Genomic DNA, 20,855 nt, shown 5'->3' with positions numbered 1-20,855 from the left:
AAGGGGCACCGGAGTATCATATTCCACCCTGCGGCCGCCATTTATGACTCTTTTCCCACGGGTGCGACAGCCGCCTCAGACGCCAGTGCTACCGCATACCAAATGTTCAAAATCATTGACAAAGAGACCCCCGTTCAGCCCATGAGCTGGAGCACCGCCACTACCCGATTCGCGCACTGGCTCGAAGCCGCCGGCCGGACGCGGGGCACCATCACCACCCGCCTCTGGTGGATCAACCACCTCCGGCAGAGCCTCAACGACCAGCCCCCGACCTCGATCCGCCCCGAACAGATCAGCGCCTGGCTCGCCAACCCCGACTGGTCACCGTCGACCAGGAAATCTGCCCTCGCCTCCGCACGCCGCTTCTTCCACTGGATGCGCGTGGCCGACGCCCGCCCCGATGACCCCACCGAACATCTACTCAACGTCACCGTCCCACGCCGACGCGCACGCCCCACCCCGGACCAGGTCATCCACGCCGCCCTCGAACGCGCCACCAGCACCGAAGACGAACTGATGATCCTCCTCGGCGCCTATGCCGGACTGCGCCGCACCGAGATCGCCACCCTGAGCACCGAGGACCGCACGGACGGCTGGTTCACCATCACCGGCAAAGGCGGCGTGCAGCGCGTCATCCCCATCCACGAACACCTCACCCCCTACCTGGACCTGAAGACCACCGGTTACTACTTCCCCGGCCGGTTCACCGGCAGCCGGCACCCCGACTACGTCGGCCGCCGGCTCTCCAAGCTGCTCGGACCCGGCTACACCTCCCACCAGCTACGCCACTGGTTCGCCACCTCCGCCTACGCCAAGCTGCGTGACCTGCGCGCGGTCCAGGAGCTACTGGGCCACGCGGACATCACGACCACCCAGGCCTACGTCGCCGTCGACGACACGGCGCTGCTTTCCGCTATCGCTTCCCTGCCTGACTTACCGCACCCCCGCCTGCAGGCAATACCCCGTGACAGCGAGAACATCACTCCCCAAGGAGGCCGAGCATGATCCACAACCGTATGTGCAGCCACGACACGACGGCCCGACGCATCATCACCGCGGATCCGAAGGGTGACCTTGGCACCTACATCGACAGGCCGCAGACCAAGATGACGCCGCTCTATTCAATGAGCCTCGATGAGTACGCGACCGCCATCGGGGAGCCGAGGTCTGGTAAGTCCTCATCGTTCATATCCCGCATCTACGCACAGACCCCCAACGACGACCAGAACTAGGAGCATTCCATGGCAGTCCCCACAAAGTTCGACATCAAGTTCAACTGCGGTCACAGCGAGACCCGCGACCTCTCGGATAAGCCCGCCGGTGAGCGCAAGGGCTTCGCCAACTGGCTCGGCAACTCGGAGTGCCGCAAGTGCTGGAGGGACAGCAACAAGGACGAGTACCAGGCCAAGCAGCTGGAGAACGCCAAGCAGAACCAGAAGGCTCTCGGTCTGCCGGATCTTGACGGAACCGAAGCGCAGCTGAAGTGGGCCCCGATTCTGCGGAACAACCTCATCGTCCACGCCCACTCCGACCTCACCGAAGGCGAAGACGCCGAGTTGAGCGAGGACGAGTTCGAGCAGCGCATCCTCGAACCGGCACGCCTGATCACCAGGGCGCACTGGTGGATGGACAACGCCGACTCCGAGTCCGAAGACCTCGAGGAGCTGGTCACCACCGCCGGCGAGGAGCCGGGCATCGTCAACGAGAACCCGTACTAGACCACCAACACCTCGAAGGGGCCGCACCGATCCAGGTGCGGCCCCTTTTTCACGCCCATCGCACGCTGACTTACAACCCCGGCATGACGCGGTGAATACCCCGTGAAGCAATCGAAAGGACACCACCGTGGACACCGAGAACGCCCAGCTCACCCTGGCCCCGGCCAGCATGAGCTTCCGCATCGACGGCACCACAGTGCCGTGCTCGAGCTGGGGCGACATCATCATGATTCTCGCCCAGCAGGCCATGATCCACGAGCACACGTTGACCACCGCCGTCACGGACGCCGATGGCACCTTCCTCGGCTGCTATGACATCGCCCGAGACCGCACCTGGCAGGAAGCCGGCCACACTTCGACTCCTGACGTCACCGTGTTCCTGACTGACTGGTACCTCACTAAGACCGGCACGCCGCGGCCGCTGGCTCACTTCAAAGACGCCCAGACTGCACGCAAGCGTCTGAACCACGTCGCCGAGGCCACGGGCATCGAGCTCACGCTGCGGGTCGAGGGCCAGACGCCGAACGGGCCGGCCCTGGAAACCTACCGTCCAGCCGAGCCCGAAGCGGATGAGGCAGCTGTCCCAAATGGGACAGCTGACGATGAAGCGGACGCGGATCCGGAGGAGATCATCGCCGCCGAACTCGCCGCCGAGGAGGCGGAGGAGGCCCAAGCGCACGAGGCCGACGTCGACGAAGAGCAGGAGCATGAAGAATCCGACGCCCCCGAGGGGGCAGCTGAGGAACAAGCCGACGATGCTCACGAGCACGGACTCCATGCCCTCCTCGGCTTCAACGAGCCCACCCCCGAGCCAGAGCCTGACGAAGATACCGACGACGGTGCCCAGCGACCCAAGAGACTTAAGCGCGTCCTGATGTTCGCAGGTGCCCCCGCGGCAGCTCTTCTGCTCGTCGGGGGGATCGGGACCGTCACGTTCCTCGGCTCCAACGGCCCAGAGGCCAGTGCCGTCGGCGAATGGGGACAGCAGATCTCCCAGGCCACCGACCCCAGCGTCTCCCTCGACGCCCAGACCATCGCCGCAGCGACCTCCGAGGGCTACAGCTTCATCGACGTCGACGACGGCACCACCATCGACACCATCGAAACCACCGTCTCCGACGACCCGATCTACCCCTACGGCACCAACGGCTTCTACATCTCCGGAGACACCCCGCAGCTTTGTACCCGCGACGCCGACGAGATCTCGTGCTCCGAGACCGACGCTGCCCCCGAGGATCAGCGCATGCTCAGCCGCGCCGGCACCATCGCCTACCTCCCGGCAGACGCCTCCCAGCCGGTCGACGTGCTCACCGCCGACGGCCTGAGCACCTTCAGCCAGCCCCGCGACGGCGCGGCCTACATCGGCCAGGCCGGCGAGGACGCCCTCTGGGCCAGCAACCGCGGCGGCGGAGACATCATCACTGCCACCGAGAACGGTTCCGTGACTGATCAGGCCATCATCGAAGCGCCCTCCGGCGCCGCAGAGCTCACCTCCTGGGCCGGGCCCACCGATGACGGCGGAGTCGCCGTGCTCTGGGAAGACGGAGACGACAGCATCCTCGCCACCCACGACCCCTCCGACGGGAGCATTCGCGCCGAGGCCACGATCCCCACCCCCCGCGACGACACCACCCGCGCCACCCGCACCGGCAGCGCCTTCCTCCTCGGAGACACCGTGGTGACCGCCGACGGGAAGACCAGCGACGTCTCCGACGCCGGCGAGGGCCTCGAGCCCGGCCAGGACGGCTTCACCGCGGGGGAGCGGTTCACCGCCAACGGCCACACCATCACCCTCGACGAGGGCCAGGCCGGGGTCCGCGTCCTCAGCGATGAGCACGCCCTGATTGTCGACGCAGACCACCTGACCACCATCGAAATCAACGAGTAGAAGGAAGCACAGCATGAAGTACACAGCACGCCACCGCATCCCTAGTAACAAGCCGCACCTGCTGTTGCCGGTCGCCGCCACGGCCACCGGCATCACCCTGCTGGGCATGGGTGCCGCCAACGCCGCCGAGCCCGCCCAGGGGCCCTCCCTGCTGCAGGAGGACCCCGGCGCGGGCGAGCCGACTCCTCCCATCGACCCCACGGACCCGGAGGAGCCCGGCACGGACCCCGGCACGGACCCGATCGACCCAGGTGACGGCGAGGAGCCGGGCACGGATCCCGGAACCGACCCCGGCACGGATCCCGGCGAGACCCCCGGCAACGGCGGCGGCACGGATCCGGAGCCCCCGGCCGAGCCGGAAGCCCCCGCGGAACCGGAAGTTCCCGCCGAGCCGGATGTCCCCGCGGAACCCGAGGCCCCGGCGGAACCTGAGGTTCCGGCCCAGCCGGAAACCCCCGTGGCACCGGAAGTACCGGCCCAGCCCGAGGCTCCGGTCCAGCAGCCCCAGATCCCCGCCCAGCCGCAGCAGCCGGCCCAGCCGGAAGCCCCGGTTCAGCCTCAGCAACCGGCTGCCGCTGTCCCCGCCCAGCCGGAAACAGCCCCGGCCGCTCCCGCGCAGCCGACGCAGCCCAGCACACCGGCGCCGGCACAGCCTGCCGAGACGGTCGGCGACCACCAGGCTGCCGTCCCCGAGCAGGCACCTGCCGCTTCCGCGCCCATCCAGCAGGAGGATCAGCAGCCTGCCGCTGCCGCTCCTGCACCGGCAGAGGTTCCGGCCGCCGCACCGGTCCAGCCTGCCGCTCCGGCTGAGCAGCCGGTGACTGACGAGCAGGCCTCCGCCGCGGAAATCACCGTCGAAGCCCCCGAGGGCGGTTTCGACACCGGCAACGCCGGCCCCGTCGAGGCCACCGCGATGACCGACCCGGCGAACCTCGGCCTACTGGCCGCCGGCGCTGGTACCGCGACCATCCTGATCGGCGCGTTCTACATTCGCCACCGCAGGACCGAGCAGCACCAGTAACACCGGGACGCAGCAGAACCAGGGCGTGGGGGCAGCGACCCGCCCCACGCCCTTCTTCTACCCACCACTTCCACCAGGAGCCACGATGAGCAGCGAAGCGACCCAGCACAGCCCGCGGACGAAGATCACCCTGATCATCGCCGGCCTGATCGCTCTAGCCGTGGCTGTCATCTCCTGCGCCGCGCTGTGGGGCAACCCCCACCAACAGCCGGCCGCCAGCACCGAGACCGTCTCCGTCGACGACGATGGCCTCGCCCGCGCCCCGGAACCGGAAGCCACCTTCCAGGACGAGAGCTGCCCAGCCCCCGAGGAACAGGACCCGCAGCTGAACCCGAACGAATGGGCCATGCCGGGCCTCGACGCCGCGGCGGCATTCACCCCCACCCAGGGCACCACCGTGGAACTGCCTGACGCCCCCGACGGGATCTACTACTCACCCTCCATGCCCGTCGGACACGACCAGGGAGCCACCGTGCTCGCCGGGCACGTCGACTACGCGCCCGGCGCGCTGTCCGACCAGGGCGGCGAGCTCTCCCCCTGGGGGCACCTGCACGAGGCATCCGCCTGCAACGTCGTCTATGCCAGCGACCAGGACGGCCAGACCCACGCTTACCAGGTCACCGACCTCTACACCGTCGACCAGGACCACCTCCCCGAGGACGAGCTATTCCGCGCCTCCGGAGACCCTGCCCTGTATCTGATCACCTGCTCCGGGCCCAGCGTCCAGGACGCCGGCGGGCAGTTCCAGTTCGGGTACGAGCACAACCTCATCATCAAAGCCGAACCCATCAACTAACGCACCAGCTGGACCGGCACCCACGAGCCGATCATCTCCTGCGTGGACACCTCGCAGTGGCCCGACGGAGATCTCGTGCGCACCTTCTACGGATGCTCCGGTTGCCAGCGCTACCTCGGCGAGAAAGCGGAGTCGACCGAGCCCCGCTAGCGCCTGCCCGCGGAGGGCGATTTACGAACCTTTCCCTCCGCGGAAACCAACAACACAACTACTGACGCTCCGCCCCACGCGAGTCCGCGGAGCCTCACCCCTTGAAGGACTGAGAACCATGGCCATCACCGTCTATACCAAAACGTCCTGCGTCCAGTGCAACGCGACCTACCGCGCCCTCGACAAGCGCGGCGTCGCCTACGACGTCGTGGACGTCACCGAGGACGCTCAGGCCCTCGAGCACATCAAGGCCCTCGGATACATGCAGGCTCCGGTGGTCGTCACCGAGAGCGACCACTGGTCCGGCTTCCGCCCGGACAAGATCGGTGAGATCCCCGAATCAAGTCGTACGAAGCACACGTGAGATCATGTCCCACCTCTGCTGGCATCAGTCTTGCTGCTGCGCGGGTTTGGGCGGTGGGAAATCGCGATCGTGCTCACCATAGAAGGGCCTAAGAGCCCTATACACCAGCCCGCAGCGATAGACCTGATCGTTGCTCCAATAGACCCTATCCAGCCGTTCCCACTGCTCATCGGACAAACGAGACAGCATGGCAATCCGCTCTGCCGTGGCACCAGCGCTGAGGTAGTCCGTGGCTTGCTCCAGGGCACTGAATAAGCCCTCCGCCATGGTCTCACCAAGCTCCTCGATGCCTGAGAGCCAGTTGCCAATATCCTCGGCCACCTCACGAGCCGAGCTCTGAGCATGGGAGTTCCACTGGGGCGATGCGATGAAGGCCTGAGGATCCCCGCCCATCCGAATGGCATAGCGCGGGACGCTCCGCCCATAGGCCCATCCAACCTCCTGGTGGCACCATGCACTGTCGTTGACCTCGGGGTGGGTCAGTAGAACGAAGGCATCCATGGTGCGTAGTGCTTCCTCAATCTGGTTCTGCCATGGAATAGAAGCTCGCATGTCTTCGTGGGCTACGAACCCGTGTACACCGATTACGGCTAGACGGCTGGCGACATCTGCGACGAATCCCTTGTGATGTGCAGAATGCGAGATGAACAGCCGAACCTGCTGAGGATTCCAATTACCAAACTCAGCTTCGGACATCGCCTCACGCAGTTCATCGGCATCCTGGCCAAGGACTGTCTGACCAAGCTCAAGCAGATCTTGATCCTTGACAGGTCCAAGCACCGACTCCAACGAGTTTTCACCCCAGTCCACTGCCTGGAGTCCGAACTCCGCTAACAGCATGTTCAAACGAGGGGTCGAACACGAGATGTCATCTGTGATGGCGTCACAGATCTTGCTCTTCAGGTTGAAACGTTCGGTACGGGAGAGAGACATGAACTAAGCCTAGGCCCAGGAAGTACCTTGCTCCCTGACGTGTCCTCCTCAGCGCTGGTTTCGCTCACAAGAGAGGTCCGGTGCGATTCGTCGGGGTGCCACCCGCCCACCGGCGGCTGGCTTCGGCCATGCTCTATAGAGGCTCACTTCCGTACGCGCCGCCCGTTGACGGCCTCTTCGGAAGCGTCGCCGACGGCGGGCCGGTTACCAGTGGGATCGTGATCTGGTCCCAGCTCGGAAACAGCCCGCAGCCCTCTGACCACCTGTGCACGGCTGTCCCAGACCCTACCCGCTTCGCGGCCTGGGACACCCGCACCCAGGTGGACAGTGGGCCCTAGGGGACCGTCCGACGCACAGGCGGCGAGGCGCCTTCACGCCGGAAGGGCCAGTTCCGGAATCGCCGCCTGTGGACGGACTCTGTCCGGCACCGCCTCGCGGCGCCGGAAGTTCCTTGGCACCGAGTGTGCTTGTGCTTGCGGAGACGAGGGCGGTTCCGGTCCTCGAGGTGGGGGACAAGAGTTCCGGTTGCCGCTGGAAGGGGCGTCGTGGTGCCGCCCGCCCACCGGCGGCTGGCTTCGGCCTGGTCGATAGAGGCTCGCTTCCGGACTCGCCGCCCGTGGACGGCCTTGCCGAGCACCTCGTCGACGGTGAGGCCGGCTGCCGTCGCGGTTGGGTTCTGGTGCCAGCTCGGGAGCGTGGCGTTGCCCGCTGACCACCTGTGCACGGCCGTCCCAGACCCTACCCGCTTCGCGGTCTGGGACGCCCGCACCCAGGTGGACATCGGGACCCGTGCCGTTCCGCCCGACCACCGGCGGCGAGGTACCTTCGCGCCGGAAGGTCCGGTCCCGGAATCGCCGCCCGTGGACGGGCTGGGCGGCAACCGCCCGAGGGGGCGGTTGGCGGAAGCGCCCTGGCGCCGGGTGTGCGCGTGGAAGCGGTGGCATTGCCGGTTTCCGGTCCCCGGGGTGGAAGCGGAACCTTCCGGCTGCCGCGGAAGGAAGGGGCGTCGGGTTGCCGCCCGCCCACCGGCGGCTGGCTTCCGCCTGGTCTCAAGAGTTTCCGGTTGCCGGACACGCCGCCGGTGGACGGCCTTGCCGGGTTCCGCCCCCGAGAGCGGATGCGGCTGCCGCGGTGGTCGGGTTCCTGGTCCCAGCGGGGTGGCGTGGCGCGGCCCGCTGTCCACCTGTGCACGGCTCCCCACGACCCCCACCGCTTCGCGGTCGTGGGGACCCGCACCCAGGTGGACATCGGGACCCATGCCGGCTCGTCCGCCCACCGGCGGCGAGGCACCTTCACGCTGGGAAGGACGGTTCCTGGATCGCCGCCCGTGGACGGCCTACCCCCAGCCCGGTCGCGGGCCGGCGGTCCGGGTGGGGCGATAGCCCACCCGGACGACCGAGGGCCGACCCGAGCGCGCGAACACACGCCCAGATGCAGCTCCCCGAGCACGCGAGGCTCACCCTCCTCAGCCGCACCAGCAGGACTCACCTCCCGCAGACCTACGCACCTTCCCGACGAGCTCGCCCAAGCAGGAGACGCGAACGCATCAGCAGACCAAGAGCACCAGCCCACCATCCACCAGCACGAGCACCACGCACAGGACGAGTCAGCACCAGCAGACCCACCCACCAGCAGGAGCAGCACCCGCACAACGAGACAGCTCCAGCAGACCAGCCCACCAGCACAGGAGAGAGCTGACGAGCAGAAGACGAGAACCAACCACCAGATTTGTACACACGTCTGGCATTGAAATGCACCGCGCCCACATCCGTGGGCGCATCTGATCCCCGGTCCGGGGCTCATCTGACTGACGGTCCGGGGCTCATCTGACCAATACACAGCATGACCACCAGCCTCAGAACGTGCCTGACCTGCAGCACATCCCTGCCCGTCGGCGCACCGGCCCGGCAGATCTACTGCTCCAAGACCTGCCGGAATCGGGCCGACAATCGACGTCGCCGCGGCCAACCAATGCCGGACCGGCCCCGCACTGCCGATGAGGACCAACAGCGTTCCACCCAGCTCCTCAGCACTGGTCGAGAGAACCAGCAACTGCGGCGGCTGACCAGCCGGCTGCATCACACGCGCCGTAAGTACCAGCGCCGGGCCGAGCACGCCGAGGAACGGATCGAGGTCGCGCGGCGCACCGTCGACGAGATCGAGGCCCGCGCCGCTGAGCAGAAGCGCGAGCAGGACGCGAAACTCTCAGCAGCGGAAGCCCAGCTCGGGCAGGCCGCTGACCGGATCCGTGAGCTGGAGTCCCAGGTGGGCAACCAGCAGAAGCTGCGGCAACAGATGGCCGGCGCCGATACCTACGCCCGGCAAGCAGCGGAAGCCCTGCGTTCCGAGCAGACCCGAATCCGGAAGATCGTCCGCGACTGGGACTACCTCGCGCGGAAGTACTTCCGGAACCGGAAACCGGAAACCTTCGACGCCCACGACCGCTCCATCCTGACCACCTGGCAACGCTTCCGGAAAGACGTTGCCGCCGACGACCGGAAGAAGGCCCCGCGGAAATGACCGTTTCCATCTCACGGATGAGCATCCAGTACTACCTGTCCAGCATCGCCACCGGGGACACCCGGAACAGGCCCAAGCAGCTGACCAACTACTACACCGGTTCCGGGGACCCCTCCGGGAGCTGGTACGGCAAAGGGACCGCCACCGTCGGGCTCGCTTCCGGGGCGACGGTGACCCAGCAGGATGCCGTCTCCCTCTACGAGGAAGGCAAGAATCCTGCCACTGGCCAGCACCTGGGCAAGAAGCCGATCGCTTCCGCGACGGCTCCGGAAGGTGCGAAGACGCCGATGGGCAAGGCGGCAAAGAGCACGCGGAAGCCGGTCGGCGGGTTCGACCTGACCTTCTCGGTGCCAAAGTCCGTTTCCGCCCTCTGGGCCGTCGCGGATGCGTCCACGCAGGCGAAGGTCCATGCCGCGCACCAGCGCGCGACCCGCACCTGCCTGGACTGGGTCGAGGCCAACGTCATCCAGTCCCGCGCCGGCGACGGCGGCATCGTCAAGGTCCCCGTGGAGGGGATGATCGCCTCGCTGTTCGACCACTTCGACTCCCGCGAGGGTGACCCGCAGCTGCACACCCACGCGGTGATCGCCAACCGCGTCCAGCGAGTCTCGGACGGGAAGTGGGTGACCCTGGATTCCTACACCCTGCACCGATGGACGGTGGCGATCTCCGAGATGTACAACGCCACCCTCTACGACGAACTCGCCACCACCGTCGGCGCGGTCGCTGAGCAGCGGGACCCCATCGCTCAGGTCAGCGAGAGCGACGTCGTCTACAAGAACCGCCGCGTGGAGCTCACCGGGATCCCGGATGCGCTCATCGCGGAGTTCTCCACCCGCTCCCTGGCCATTGAGGCACGCAAGGACGAACTGATCGAGCAGCGGGAAGCCACCCATGCCGGCCCGATCTCCAAGGCGCAGATCATCAAGCTGCGGCAGCAGGCCACCCTGGAGACTCGGAACAGCAAGCCCCAGGAGAAGGAGTCTCTGCAGCTGCGCCTGGCCCAGTGGCAGAACCGCGCGCGGCAGCTCTCGTTGACCCCGGCGAAGATCGTTGCCGCGGCCACCGGTATGGACCACACCCAGTTCACCGCCGCGGACTTCAACGACGCCGCCCTGGAGGAGATTTCCTCCTTCGTCCTCGCGCGAGTCTCGGAGAACCACCCCACCTTCACCGAGGCGAACGTGGCCGCTTCCGCGCATCGGCTGATGGCCACGGTCCGGTTCCGCTCCCTGGCCGACCGGGAGGCCACCGCCAAGCGCATCACCCGGATCACCCTGGGCCAGGCGGTGCAGCTGACCCCGCAGCGTTACGAGCTCGATCACCTCACCCAGGAGGGGCTGAGCATCCACGGGCATTCCGCGTTCGATACTCCGAGTGAGTGGAGGTTCACGACCGAGGAGATCATGAGCACCGAGAACGACCTCATGGTCGCCGCCGACGCGAAGACCGGCGCGCACCTCACCGATGAGGACCAGGCGGAACAGATCCTCGAGGAGTTCCGCACCAAGGACGGGCACACCCTCGCCCACGACCAGCGGAAAGCCGCCTACGACGTCGCCGTCGATGTTTCCGAGATCTCCGCGATCATCGGACCCGCCGGCACCGGCAAGACCACCACCCTGGCCGGACTACGCGCCGCCTGGGAAGCCGAACACGGTCAAGACTCGATCATCGGCCTCGCCCCGTCGGCGGCCGCAGCTCAGGTGCTGGCCAAGGACCTCGGCGTGGAGACCGACAACACCGCGAAATGGCTCTACGAGACCGTCGGCCCCGGTGTGGCCCAGCGCGCCGAGCGCTACGCGAACCTCACCCGGAAGCTGCACGACCTCGAGGAACGCGTCCAGCGCTACCCGGACTCGGCGAAGCTGTCCGCGGCCCTGGATGCGACCCGGACCCGGCTGACCGATACGATCGCGGACCAGTCCCGGTACCAGCTACGCAAGGGTCAGTTGCTGATCATCGACGAGGCCTCGATGTCCTCCACCGCGGACTTACACCAGCTGCACGCGCAGGTGAAGGCCGCGGGAGCGAAGATGCTGCTGGTCGGGGACCCCAAGCAGCTCGACGCGGTCGACGCCGGTGGGTTCCTCGGCTGGATGGAACGCTCCCAGCGCGCCGCGAACCTCACCTCGGTGTGGCGGTTCAAAAGCGACTGGGAGGCCGCGACGACGTTGAAGCTGCGCGATGGGCAGTCCAGCACGGTCGTCAAGGATTACTTCGAGAACGGGCGCATCGACATCTCCAACGACGCCCTCGAAGCCGCCTACACCTCCTGGCAAGCCGACATCGACGCCGGGAAGTCCTCCGTGCTGATCGCCGCACGCAAAGATCAGGTCCAGGCGCTGAACGACCGCGCCCAAACCGACCGCGTCGAATCCGGCGACGTCGACCCCAGCCAGGAAGTCGCCCTGCGCTACGGACCCGGCTACCTCGGAGACACGATCCTCGCGCGGATGAACCAGCGCACCCTGCTGGATGAGAACGGGGACTACATCAAGAACGGCACCCGCATGACCCTGACCAACATCGCCGACTCGGGGGAGGTCACCGCCCGGCGTGAGGACACCGGTGCTGAGGTCACCCTGCCCAAGGACTACCTCGCCGAATCCGTGGAGCTGGGCTACGCGTGCACGGTCTTCCGCTCCCAGGGGATGACCGTGGACACCGGCCACGTCACCGCCGACGAATCCTTCTCTCGGGAGTCGCTGTACGTGGCGATGACCCGCGGGAAGGAATCGAACCGGGTCTACCTGAACACTCCCGACGAGGACGCGGCCAGTCAGGGCACCCCGGACCCGTGGAAGATGATGCGCCCCATCGCCACAGAGAACCCCCTGGAGACCCTGGCCGGGATCATCAAGCACTCCGACACGGACCTGACCGCCCACGAGCAGGAAGACGCCGAACACGGATGGGCCAACGACCTCGGCCGCAGCACCAACGAGCTCGACTACGTGCTCACCGTCTCAGCGACCCGCCGGGCCTACACCTGGATCCGCGAGACCACCGGCGAGGAACCGATGGACTCCGCGGACCAGCAGCCGATCCAACAACTGGTCCGGTTGGTGAAGGATCACGACGTCGACCTGGAGACGCTGCCCAAGTCGGTGCAGACGATCCCGGAGGCGGTGGCGCAGCTGCGGGGACTGGGGGAGGAGGAGAAGCCGCGGCTCTTGGTGGTCCCGACCGAACACACCACCCCGGACGAAGCCGAAGTGCAGCAGCAGATGATGGGCAAGATCGACGCCCGCGCCCAGCAGATCATGCACCTGGACAAAGACGAACCATGGTTGATCCAGGCCAAGGCCGAGCACCCGACGGCGCTACGCGAGATCCTGCAGTGGCGGGCCCTATCGCATCAGGAGGACGCGGACACTCCCCTGGGTGAGGCCCCGAACCAGTCGGAGAAGCGCCTGTCGTTCTACTGGGACCGGCTGCAGCGCATCCTCGAGACGGCAGATCAGGAGGAGCAAGAACAGCTGCCGGCACCGGAGATCGACTGGGAGGACCTCTACGCTGCGATCAGCGAGACCGAGTGGAACCCGGAGGACTACCCGGACATGCCCGAAGTGGAAGACCCCGCCGTACAGGAGCAACACCGCGCGCCCGAGCTCGGATGACCTCGTCACCGCCCCGGACACGACGATGCCCTGCACCCACGAAGGTGCAGGGCATCGCCTCATCTGCCTAGCCGGTTCAGTCCATGCCAGGCCCAGCCGGTGGGATCACCGCCGCCACCTCCGGCCCCGGACCCGCCGCGGCCCGTGGCACGGGCGGCTCGGTCGCCACCTCGCTGCGGGAGTAGATCTTCACCCCTTCGCCGGAACCCTTAACCAGGCTCCTCGGCGGCGAGAGCTTGTCACCCAGCAGCTGATACCGCACCGAGACGGTCTCCTCCGCCTCCTCGACCCGGTTCACCACCGCCGGCGCCGCGCCGGCGCGCGTGTGGATCAGGTCGCCCGGCTGCAACGACCGCACCGGGACCGCCTCACCAGGTCCGCGGATCCCGGAGCGCGGTTCAGCACACAGCGGCATCCGCACCCCGACCGGGTTCTCCGAGTAGCAGCGCTGATGGATGAACTCGTCCTGCTCCGTCAGCAGCTGATACTCCGTCACGCCGTCGTCGAACGACGCGGCGTAGAGGACCTCCCCGCCGACGTCCCCGACGTCGACGACATCGCCGACGCGCACGCTGCGCGCCTGACGGATCTTCATCGTCCCCAGCTGCTCGGCCTCGGGGTAGGGGTCCACCTGCAGTCGATCCCTCGCGTGGAACCGCGCCGTGCTGATCACGTGATCCTGACCCATCGCGGTGATGTCGATGAACTGCCCGTTGAACCGCTGAACGTCGTACACCTCGTGCCAGCTGCCGCCGGGGGAGCGGACACGATCCCCGGGCCGCACCTGCGCTGTGGTCAGCGACTGGCCATCCGAGCGTAGCTGCCGATCATCACCTGGCCGAGACCAATCCTCGCCCGTGCGGGGGACGTCGAGCTTCTCTCCCACGGCGAGGACGTGATGCGTCTGGCCGGCCTCGTCCTGCACGGAGATCGTGCCGGCTTCCTCCTCGGCCCCCTCCGTCACCTCGAGCAGGGTCCCCTCGACCTCGTCGATCGAGCCGCCGCTGATGGCATCGGTTCCCGACACGCGCACGCGATCACCGGGCTGGACCTCGTCGACCTCCAGGTCCTCCTCGAAGGCCGGCTCAGCCTGCGCGCCGGCCTCCACCGGGCTCTCCGCCGTGGAGGACGGCTCCTCCACCGACGGCGAGGCGTCCTCCTCGTTCCCAGGGGCATCGTCCGTCTCGACGGCGGCGGTCTCGGGCTCGGCGGCAGGAGGTTCCGCGGCTGCTTCCGGTGTTGTCCCGACTTCTGAGGCTGCCGCGGCGGACTCTGCCGCTTCCGCTGCCGGCGGCAACAGGAGTTCTTCCGGTGCCGCCGCGCCGAGCTCGAAGCCTGACAGCTCGGAGCTTGCGGCCTGTTCCGCGGCAACGGCCGCCGCAGCTGCAGCTTCCACGGCCACGCCGCGGAAGTCGATGCCCTCCCCCGGGTAGGCCCCGGTCAGTACGATCACCTCCTCCCGCGGCGAGGTGAACTGGACCTCGCGGGCCTGCCCGTCCACGCTCAGGTTCAACAGCGTCGTGCGATCCGGGCCGATCTCCCGCGTGCCGATCCACCGCTTCTTCGGCGGACCGTCATGGTTCACGCCCTCCAGGCGCCCGGTCACCCACGCCTGGGCGCCGCGGCCACTGCCCTCGGTGGTGTCCTTGACCATGACCCACGAGCCGTTCACCCGTTCGTCCAGCCGCTCCACGGGCACTTGGTCGGCGTCGGTCGCGAGCATCACCTTCTCGGTGTGCGAGAGCGCCCCGAACCGGCGGTGCTTCACGGGCCCGACCTTGGTGTCCTCCCGCTTCTTCACTTCCGTGGCCTGCTCCCACGGCGGGTCCTCGACCGCGCGGTAGCGCAGCTCCAGGGTGCTGTATCCGTCGACGGCGACGATGACCACGTCCCCGGCCACGCCGCGTTTGGAGTCCAGGCGTCGCCCATCGAGCACGTCCCCAACGCGCACATCAGACGCTGATACGTCCTCCAAGGAGTTCCCGAACAGGCCCGCCTGCTCCTCCTCGCTCAGGTTCCGCCCTGGTTGCACGGCGCCGTCGAAGGCGGCGAACCGGCGGTGGGTTCCTCCCAGCGTCCGTTCGCTCTCCGGCTCCACGAACTGTGTGCCGTCGGCATCCAGGGTCCAGCCGCGTTCCCCGACGTCGTCGACGTCTTCCAGCAGCACATCCCCCGGCAGGGCGCGACCGATGCTCACGCGGTTGCGTTGCCGTTCCTGCTCAGCTTCTGCTTCCGCGGCCTGACGCGCGAGTTCCTCGGCATCGTAGACGTCGGGCCGGATCATCACGGGCTCGCTCGTGTTGGCCCGTACCTTGAACCGCTGCTGTTCTTGCTCACCCTCCGGGATGAGCGTCACGACCGGGGCCAGCGGTGCCGCGTCCACGGCCACGAGCGTGCCCGAGACGATCTCCGGCTCCGCCAGCTCGCTCTCGCCGTCGAACCTCCGCCCGCGCACGATGACCTGGCCTGACGGTTCGATGTTCTGCCGGCGTTTCAGCTGCCGGCCGGTATACGTCTCGTCGGCCTCGGTGGTGGCCAGCACGCGTTCGTCCCAGGGCGACAGTGCGGAGCGTTGCCGGCGCACCATGGACCAGGACACGCTGTAGGTCAGCCGGGTCCAGTCCTCCTCATCGGTGCTGTCCTCCGGGCGCAGCTGCACCAGGTGGTTATCGAGTCGGCGCGCCACGTACATACCAGTGCTGAAACCACCGCCGCCCTTGGTCACCTCCACGACGTCGCCGTCGCGCAGCTGATCCTCGCCCTCGATCTCCTCCAGGGAGCCGTAGAGCTTCCAGGCCTCGTCATCGTCGAGGAATTCGCTCTCCGGCTCCTGACCAGTCATCGAATCCGGTGCCTCCAGGCCCAGCTGAGCTCCCAGCAGGTCCCGCTCCAACAGCACCTCGTCCAGCCGCTCCTGTTGAGAGAACCCGGTGTTCCCGTCCAGGGCGTCCTCGACGTCGACCAGCTCGGCCCGCGCAGCCTCCAAGCTCTGCCGGACCTCGGCGAGCTTCTCATCCACCCCGGTCGCGCGATTCCAGATGCGGCTGGCCAAGCCCTGGCCCGAGACGTTGCCTTCGAGCAGGTCATCGTAGAGCACCCGGTCATAGACCCCCTGCACGCCCTCGAAGCTCAGGTGCACCGCGCGGCCGCGCGCGGCCTGCTCGTGAGAAGCCACCAGGACCAGCCCGCCGGCTCGGGCCACGCGGAAGCGCTGGTTCGGTTCCTCCCGCAGCTTCACTGCCGCTTGCCGCAGGCCCTGCACGAGTCGGTTGCCGGCTTCCGCCCGGTTGTCGAAGACTTCCGCTCCGACCTGCATCCGGAAATCCCCGGCCGGCACCTTGCCGCGCGCGGCTTCCAGAGACTGCTCGAAGCCCTCCAACTGGCCGATTTGGTGCCGGCTGGCCTCGATGCCACGCTCGAAAGACTGCCGGTTGCCGACTTCCGCGTGCTGCAGGTTCTCCAGCTGCAACACCTCGTTGTTCAGCTCCAGCCAGGTCGCGATCCGGGGATCACCGGAAGCGGCAGCGACCATCTCCTGCGAGCTCATCGTCAGACTGCCGATGTCCTCGACCGTGTTGCCGGCCGTGCCGCGGTTGAGCTGATCCAGGGCGGAAGACTTCCGCGCGATCGTCTGCCACATGTACGCATCGAACGTCCCAGAGGTCAGGTGCGAGACGACCTCAACCTCCGCGTTCTGATTCCCCTGCCGGAACGCCCGGCCTTCCCGCTGCTCGAGGTCCGCCGGCCGCCACGGGATGTCGACGTGATGCACCGCGGTCACCCGGTCCTGCACGTTCATGCCGGTACCCATCTTCTCCGTGGAGCCGATCAGCACCGACAGGTCCCCGCGCCGGGCCCGCGCGAAGAGCTCACCCCGTTCGGAGTCCGTGCGGGCGTCGTGGATGAACGCGATTCGTCCCGGCTCCATGCCGGCCTCGACGAGCTCGTCGCGGATCGCCTCGTACATGTTGAACCCGCTCGCCCCGCCCGGGGTGCCCATGTCGCAGAACAGCAGCTGCAGCCCGCCGGGCGTGGCCGAGGGGTTCCCCTCGGCGTCGAGGTAGGTCCGCTCCGCGGTGCGGGTATGGATGCGCATGACGTCCTCGGCGACGGAGCGCGGCCGGCCGCCGTCCTCCTCGGCCTCCAGCCCGACGGTGCGCGGGTCCAGGGCGACCTTCCGCGCCCGGCCCAGGATCTCGACCAGATAGTCGTCCTGCCCAGGATTCTCGGCCCGCTCCACCAGGTCCGCGACGTAGTCCTGCACGGCGGGGGAGGCCTCCCGCTCCACCGCGCGCATCTTCCCGTCGGCCACGGCCGGCATGTGCCCGGGGATCTGGTCCTTGGTGACCGTGGAGGTGTAGACCGAGCGCATCTGCATCATCGCCTCGACGTTCGCAAACGCCGCGACCCGGTTGACGATGCGGAACCCGACCCCGGAGGGCTTGACCTCCACGGAGTCCTCCGCGCGCGTAAACGTCGTCCCGAAGTCCCCGATGGACCCGACGCCGAACTTCTCCTGCAGGTCCGGGCGCAGGTAGTGGCCCATCACCCATTCCTCGGCCAAAGAGTTAGCCACCGGCGTGCCCGTCGCGAAGGTCACCACCGCCGGCGTCTCCGTCGTGGATCCCTCGCGCGTGGACTTCATCTCCCGCAGGGTGCGCAGGATGTAGTCCAGGTCCGTGGCCTTGTCCGACCCGGGGTTGTCCAGCTCCTGGAACGCCGACTGCCGGCGCAGGTTCTTGAAGTGGTGCGCCTCGTCGATGAACAGGTAGTCGCACCCGGTCTCCTCGAACGGAACCCCGACGTCCTTGCCGGACTGGATCCGCGCCAGGCGCTTCTCCGCGGTCTTGATCGCCCCGGCCAGGGCCTTCACCCGCACCTTGCCTCCGGACTCAGCAGCTGCCTTGCGCTTGTCCTCGTGCAGCTGCTCGAGGTCCTCCTCCAGCCATCGACGCAGCTTGCCCGGAGAGACGGAGATCTTCGAGAACGTGGACTGCGGGCAGATCACCGCATCCCAGTCCCCGGCCGCCGACAGCGCCGCATAGCGTCGCCGCTCCGTCGCGTCGGCACCGGATTCGATGGTCAGCACGTTCGAGGCCGGGTACCACTGCGCGAAGTCGCGGGTCACCTGATCCACCAGGTGATTCGGGACCACGACCCACGGCTTGTTCGCCACCCCAGTCCGGCGCAGCTCCATCGCGCCCATGATCATCGACCCGGTCTTCCCGGCGCCGACGACGTGGTTCAGCAGCACCGCCGGCTCGTTGACGATCCGCGCGACCGCTTCCCGCTGGTACGGGTGCGGCTCCTTGTCCGTGGCCAGGCCCGGCAGACCCAGCTCGTCCCCGGTCTGCTGGTAGTTCGGCGGGACGTAGGCGTTCATCTGAGCGTTGTACTGCTCCTCGATGACCGCCTTCCGCTCCGGGACGGCCTTCGCCCAGGTCACGAACGCCGCGGAGAGCGCGCTGGCCTTCTGCCGGGCCAGCGCCGTGGCCTTCTCATCCGGCACGCGACGTTCCTTGTCGTCGACCAGCACGGTCTTGGTGATCGTCACCGGCGTGTTGTTCATCAGCCGCCCGAGGATCCAGCTCGGGTTGGCCTTCTCGGTCCCGAACTCGTAGCGCACACGCGCGCTCAGCCGGGAGCGGCCGATCTGCTCGACCAGCCACCCGCCTTCCGCGCCGGGGGCATGGTCGATGGTCGCGGAGGCACCGAGCACGTCCTCGCTGAACTGCTCGTACTGCTTCGGCGTCACGAACTGCACACCGGGCTGCATCGCCACCGCATCCAGGCTCACCCACGGCGGCACCACCTGCTCCAGGGCGTGGACGTTCGGCGCGTAGGCGTCGTTGCCCTCCGCGGCCTCGCGCGCCACGTGCAGCTTCTCGCGCACGTCCCCGGAGAGGTACCGCACCGCCGGCACCAGTTCCCCGGTCTGCGGGTCATCGAAGACGAGCTCGCCCAGCCGTTGCCGCGCGGTCTCCTCGTCGACGCCAAGCAGTTGCCCGACTCGTGCCAGGCCGACGTGGCGGCCCTCGTCCAACGTGATCGCCAGGGCGTCGGCTGCCGTTTCCGCGGACCGGGCGGAAAGGACCGGCCGGAAGTGCCCTTCCGCGAAGTACCCGGACTTCCGCGCCTGCTGGTTCTCCTCGTCGAAGACTTCCAGCCCCAGCAGTTTCCCGTAGTCAGGATCAGATCGGAGAAAGCTCAGGTGCGGTTGCCGCTTCCGGTCCTCCCGCGGCGTTTCCGCTTCCGCCCGCCACTGCGCGGCAAGCTCTTCGTCCGGTTGCAGTTCCGCCCGCTCGGCAGCGGTCAGGTCCGTGAACCCTTCCGCCCACTTCTTCCGTTGCCGCTCGACCGCCCGGGCGACCGATGAGTCCGAGGGCACGGCGCCGCGGGTGATCTGGTAGCGGTTGATCGACCCGTATTCCTCGGCGTACCGGTCGTACCGCTCGTGCAGAACCCGCAGCGGCTCGGCCACTTCCTCGCCGGCCTGTTGCCGGTCGATCACGGTGCGCACCTGTGCCTTCAGCCCCACCAGGGCCCGGCGCTCGGCCTCGCTGACCCCGCGGGTGGCCGGCACCTGCTTCCACGTCATGTCCCCGGCCAGGCGCTGGACCGTCCCGGCCTCGTCGACGCGGACCTGGCCCTCGAAGCGCGCGTCGACGACGTCGCCGGGCTCGACGAACCCGCCGGGGGCGAACGCCGCGGTGGAGACCTCGGGGTCCAGCACCGGGGCGTAGCCCAGCCCGGTCTCGCGCGCGGTGGCCATCTGCTGCTTCAGCAGGTTCGACATCTGCGCGGAGACGGTCTCGACCTCACCACCGGCCACGACCAGGGCCGGCTGTTGGGCCATCCCGATCCGCTGCAGCTCCGGGGTCCCGAGCACGAGTTCCGGGTGCTCTTGGAAGTACCTCGAGGTGGGGACCGTGACCTGCTCTCCGTCGAGCTCGCCGGTCTCGGAGCCGGCGCCGACCCAGCTCTGCTGCGCCTCCCGGTTCGGCGGCGTCGCCTCCTCGCGCCGGCGGAAGACCAGCACGTCGCTCTGGACCGTCGCGCCGGCCACGCGCTGGAAGATGCCGTTGGGTAGTCGCACCGCGCCCACCAGGTCCGAGTGCTCCGCGATGGCGGCCCGCGCGGTGGTGTTCTTCGCGTCCATGGTCCAGCTGCTTGTGATGAACGCGCCGTACCCGCCCGGCGCCATCCGCTTCATCGACTTGTGGATGAAGTAGTTGTGCAGGGAGAGGTTCTCCGGGTTGTCGATCGGGTCGTAGGGCCGGTACTGCGCGAACGGGACGTTGCCGACTGCCGCGGAGACCGCCCCGGCCGGGATCCGCGTGTTCTCGAACGACTCGGAGCGGATCGTCTCCTGCGGGTAGAGCGCCGCGGCGATCTTCGCGCTCAACGGGTCCAGCTCCACCCCGACGGCGTGGAAAGTTCTCGTGTCCTGCCCCGCCCAGTTGCCGTGCTGCCGTGCGTGGCCCAGCAGGTTCCCCACTCCGCAACCGGGGTCCAACACGGTGCCTTCCACTACGCCTGCTTCGTGCATGGCGCCCCATAGGCCTTGGGCGATCAGCGGGTCCGTGAAGTGGGCGTTCATCGTGGCGATCCGCGCGGCCGAAATCTCCTCGGCGGTCATGACCTCCTGCATCCGCTGCTGCAGCTCCGCCCAGTCCTCGCGGTCCTCGAACATCTGGGGGCACGCGCCCCACGAGGAGAACCGCACAAGAATGTCCTGTTCTCCCGCCGTGGCGTAGCGTCGTTGCTCCTCGAGCTCGCGCAGCACTTCGACGGCGTCGAGGTTCGCCCGAGCTCGCGCCTTCGCCCCCGAGGGCACCAGCA

The 20,855-nt window shown here is 67.9% G+C and carries 11 protein-coding genes; 9 read left to right on the top strand and 2 right to left on the bottom strand.

Translation table 11 applies throughout. The annotated features are described in order from the left end of the window. Nucleotides 1-102 precede the first annotated feature (102 nt). The 7 genes from NBM05_RS07440 (at nucleotide 103) to nrdH (ending at nucleotide 5,937) form a co-directional block, all read left to right on the top strand. Complete coding sequence (locus NBM05_RS07440; RefSeq protein ID WP_254166240.1) at nucleotides 103-1,005, top strand: tyrosine-type recombinase/integrase; 903 nt, start codon at nucleotides 103-105, stop codon at nucleotides 1,003-1,005. Beyond that, entirely contained in the window at nucleotides 1,002-1,232 is a 231-nt protein-coding gene (locus NBM05_RS07435) for a hypothetical protein (protein ID WP_254166238.1), read from the top strand. The genes NBM05_RS07440 and NBM05_RS07435 overlap by 4 nt, the downstream gene beginning before the upstream one ends. Nucleotides 1,233-1,241: 9 nt before the next feature. Beyond that, nucleotides 1,242-1,718 (top strand): hypothetical protein, encoded by a 477-nt coding sequence (locus NBM05_RS07430; RefSeq protein ID WP_254166236.1) that lies wholly within the window; start codon nucleotides 1,242-1,244, stop codon nucleotides 1,716-1,718. 127 nt (nucleotides 1,719-1,845) lie between these two features. Further along, nucleotides 1,846-3,606, top strand: coding sequence for a hypothetical protein (locus NBM05_RS07425; RefSeq protein ID WP_254166234.1), 1,761 nt, complete (start codon nucleotides 1,846-1,848; stop codon nucleotides 3,604-3,606). 13 nt (nucleotides 3,607-3,619) lie between these two features. Next, complete coding sequence (locus NBM05_RS07420; protein ID WP_254166233.1) at nucleotides 3,620-4,627, top strand: hypothetical protein; 1,008 nt, start codon at nucleotides 3,620-3,622, stop codon at nucleotides 4,625-4,627. Nucleotides 4,628-4,712: 85 nt separating this feature from the next. After that, nucleotides 4,713-5,423, top strand: coding sequence for a class F sortase (locus NBM05_RS07415; protein ID WP_254166231.1), 711 nt, complete (start codon nucleotides 4,713-4,715; stop codon nucleotides 5,421-5,423). A gap of 268 nt (nucleotides 5,424-5,691) precedes the next feature. Next, complete coding sequence (nrdH, locus tag NBM05_RS07410) at nucleotides 5,692-5,937, top strand: glutaredoxin-like protein NrdH (protein ID WP_254166229.1); 246 nt, start codon at nucleotides 5,692-5,694, stop codon at nucleotides 5,935-5,937. 24 nt (nucleotides 5,938-5,961) lie between these two features. Here the strand turns inward: nrdH and NBM05_RS07405 are convergent, their stop codons facing one another. After that, a complete protein-coding gene (locus NBM05_RS07405; RefSeq protein WP_254166227.1) occupies nucleotides 5,962-6,870 on the bottom strand; it encodes a toll/interleukin-1 receptor domain-containing protein in 909 nt (302 codons plus the stop codon). 1,842 nt (nucleotides 6,871-8,712) lie between these two features. Here NBM05_RS07405 and NBM05_RS07400 point away from each other — a divergent pair. Both NBM05_RS07400 and mobF read left to right on the top strand, forming a co-directional pair. Further along, the gene (locus NBM05_RS07400) at nucleotides 8,713-9,390 is read left to right on the top strand and encodes a hypothetical protein (RefSeq protein WP_254166225.1); all 678 of its coding nucleotides are present in this window, start codon (nucleotides 8,713-8,715) and stop codon (nucleotides 9,388-9,390) included. Next, nucleotides 9,387-13,013: a MobF family relaxase gene (gene mobF / locus NBM05_RS07395; RefSeq protein ID WP_254166223.1), complete on the top strand. Its 3,627-nt coding sequence runs from the start codon at nucleotides 9,387-9,389 to the stop codon at nucleotides 13,011-13,013. Before NBM05_RS07400 ends, mobF begins: the two co-directional genes overlap by 4 nt. A gap of 76 nt (nucleotides 13,014-13,089) precedes the next feature. On the opposite strand, the gene NBM05_RS07390 is transcribed toward mobF, so the two are convergent. Then, a complete protein-coding gene (locus NBM05_RS07390; RefSeq protein ID WP_254166221.1) occupies nucleotides 13,090-20,850 on the bottom strand; it encodes a helicase-like domain-containing protein in 7,761 nt (2,586 codons plus the stop codon). Nucleotides 20,851-20,855: the final 5 nt, after the last annotated feature.

Source organism: Rothia santali, from assembly GCF_024199905.1.
Classification (GTDB): domain Bacteria; phylum Actinomycetota; class Actinomycetes; order Actinomycetales; family Micrococcaceae; genus Rothia; species Rothia santali.
Note: the sequence above shows the minus strand (reverse complement) of the source record. Positions and strands in the feature narration are given on the sequence as shown.

What these genes read in the sequence shown, in the direction of transcription:
- NBM05_RS07400 (WP_254166225.1), top strand. Translation starts at nt 8,713, where the DNA reads ATGACCACCAGCCTCAGAACGTGCCTGACCTGCAGCACATCCCTGCCC.
- NBM05_RS07440 (WP_254166240.1), top strand. Translation starts at nt 103, where the DNA reads ATGTTCAAAATCATTGACAAAGAGACCCCCGTTCAGCCCATGAGCTGG.
- NBM05_RS07435 (WP_254166238.1), top strand. Translation starts at nt 1,002, where the DNA reads ATGATCCACAACCGTATGTGCAGCCACGACACGACGGCCCGACGCATC.
- nrdH (WP_254166229.1), top strand. Translation starts at nt 5,692, where the DNA reads ATGGCCATCACCGTCTATACCAAAACGTCCTGCGTCCAGTGCAACGCG.
- mobF (WP_254166223.1), top strand. Translation starts at nt 9,387, where the DNA reads ATGACCGTTTCCATCTCACGGATGAGCATCCAGTACTACCTGTCCAGC.
- NBM05_RS07430 (WP_254166236.1), top strand. Translation starts at nt 1,242, where the DNA reads ATGGCAGTCCCCACAAAGTTCGACATCAAGTTCAACTGCGGTCACAGC.
- NBM05_RS07415 (WP_254166231.1), top strand. Translation starts at nt 4,713, where the DNA reads ATGAGCAGCGAAGCGACCCAGCACAGCCCGCGGACGAAGATCACCCTG.
- NBM05_RS07420 (WP_254166233.1), top strand. Translation starts at nt 3,620, where the DNA reads ATGAAGTACACAGCACGCCACCGCATCCCTAGTAACAAGCCGCACCTG.
- NBM05_RS07405 (WP_254166227.1), bottom strand. Translation starts at nt 6,870, where the DNA reads ATGTCTCTCTCCCGTACCGAACGTTTCAACCTGAAGAGCAAGATCTGT.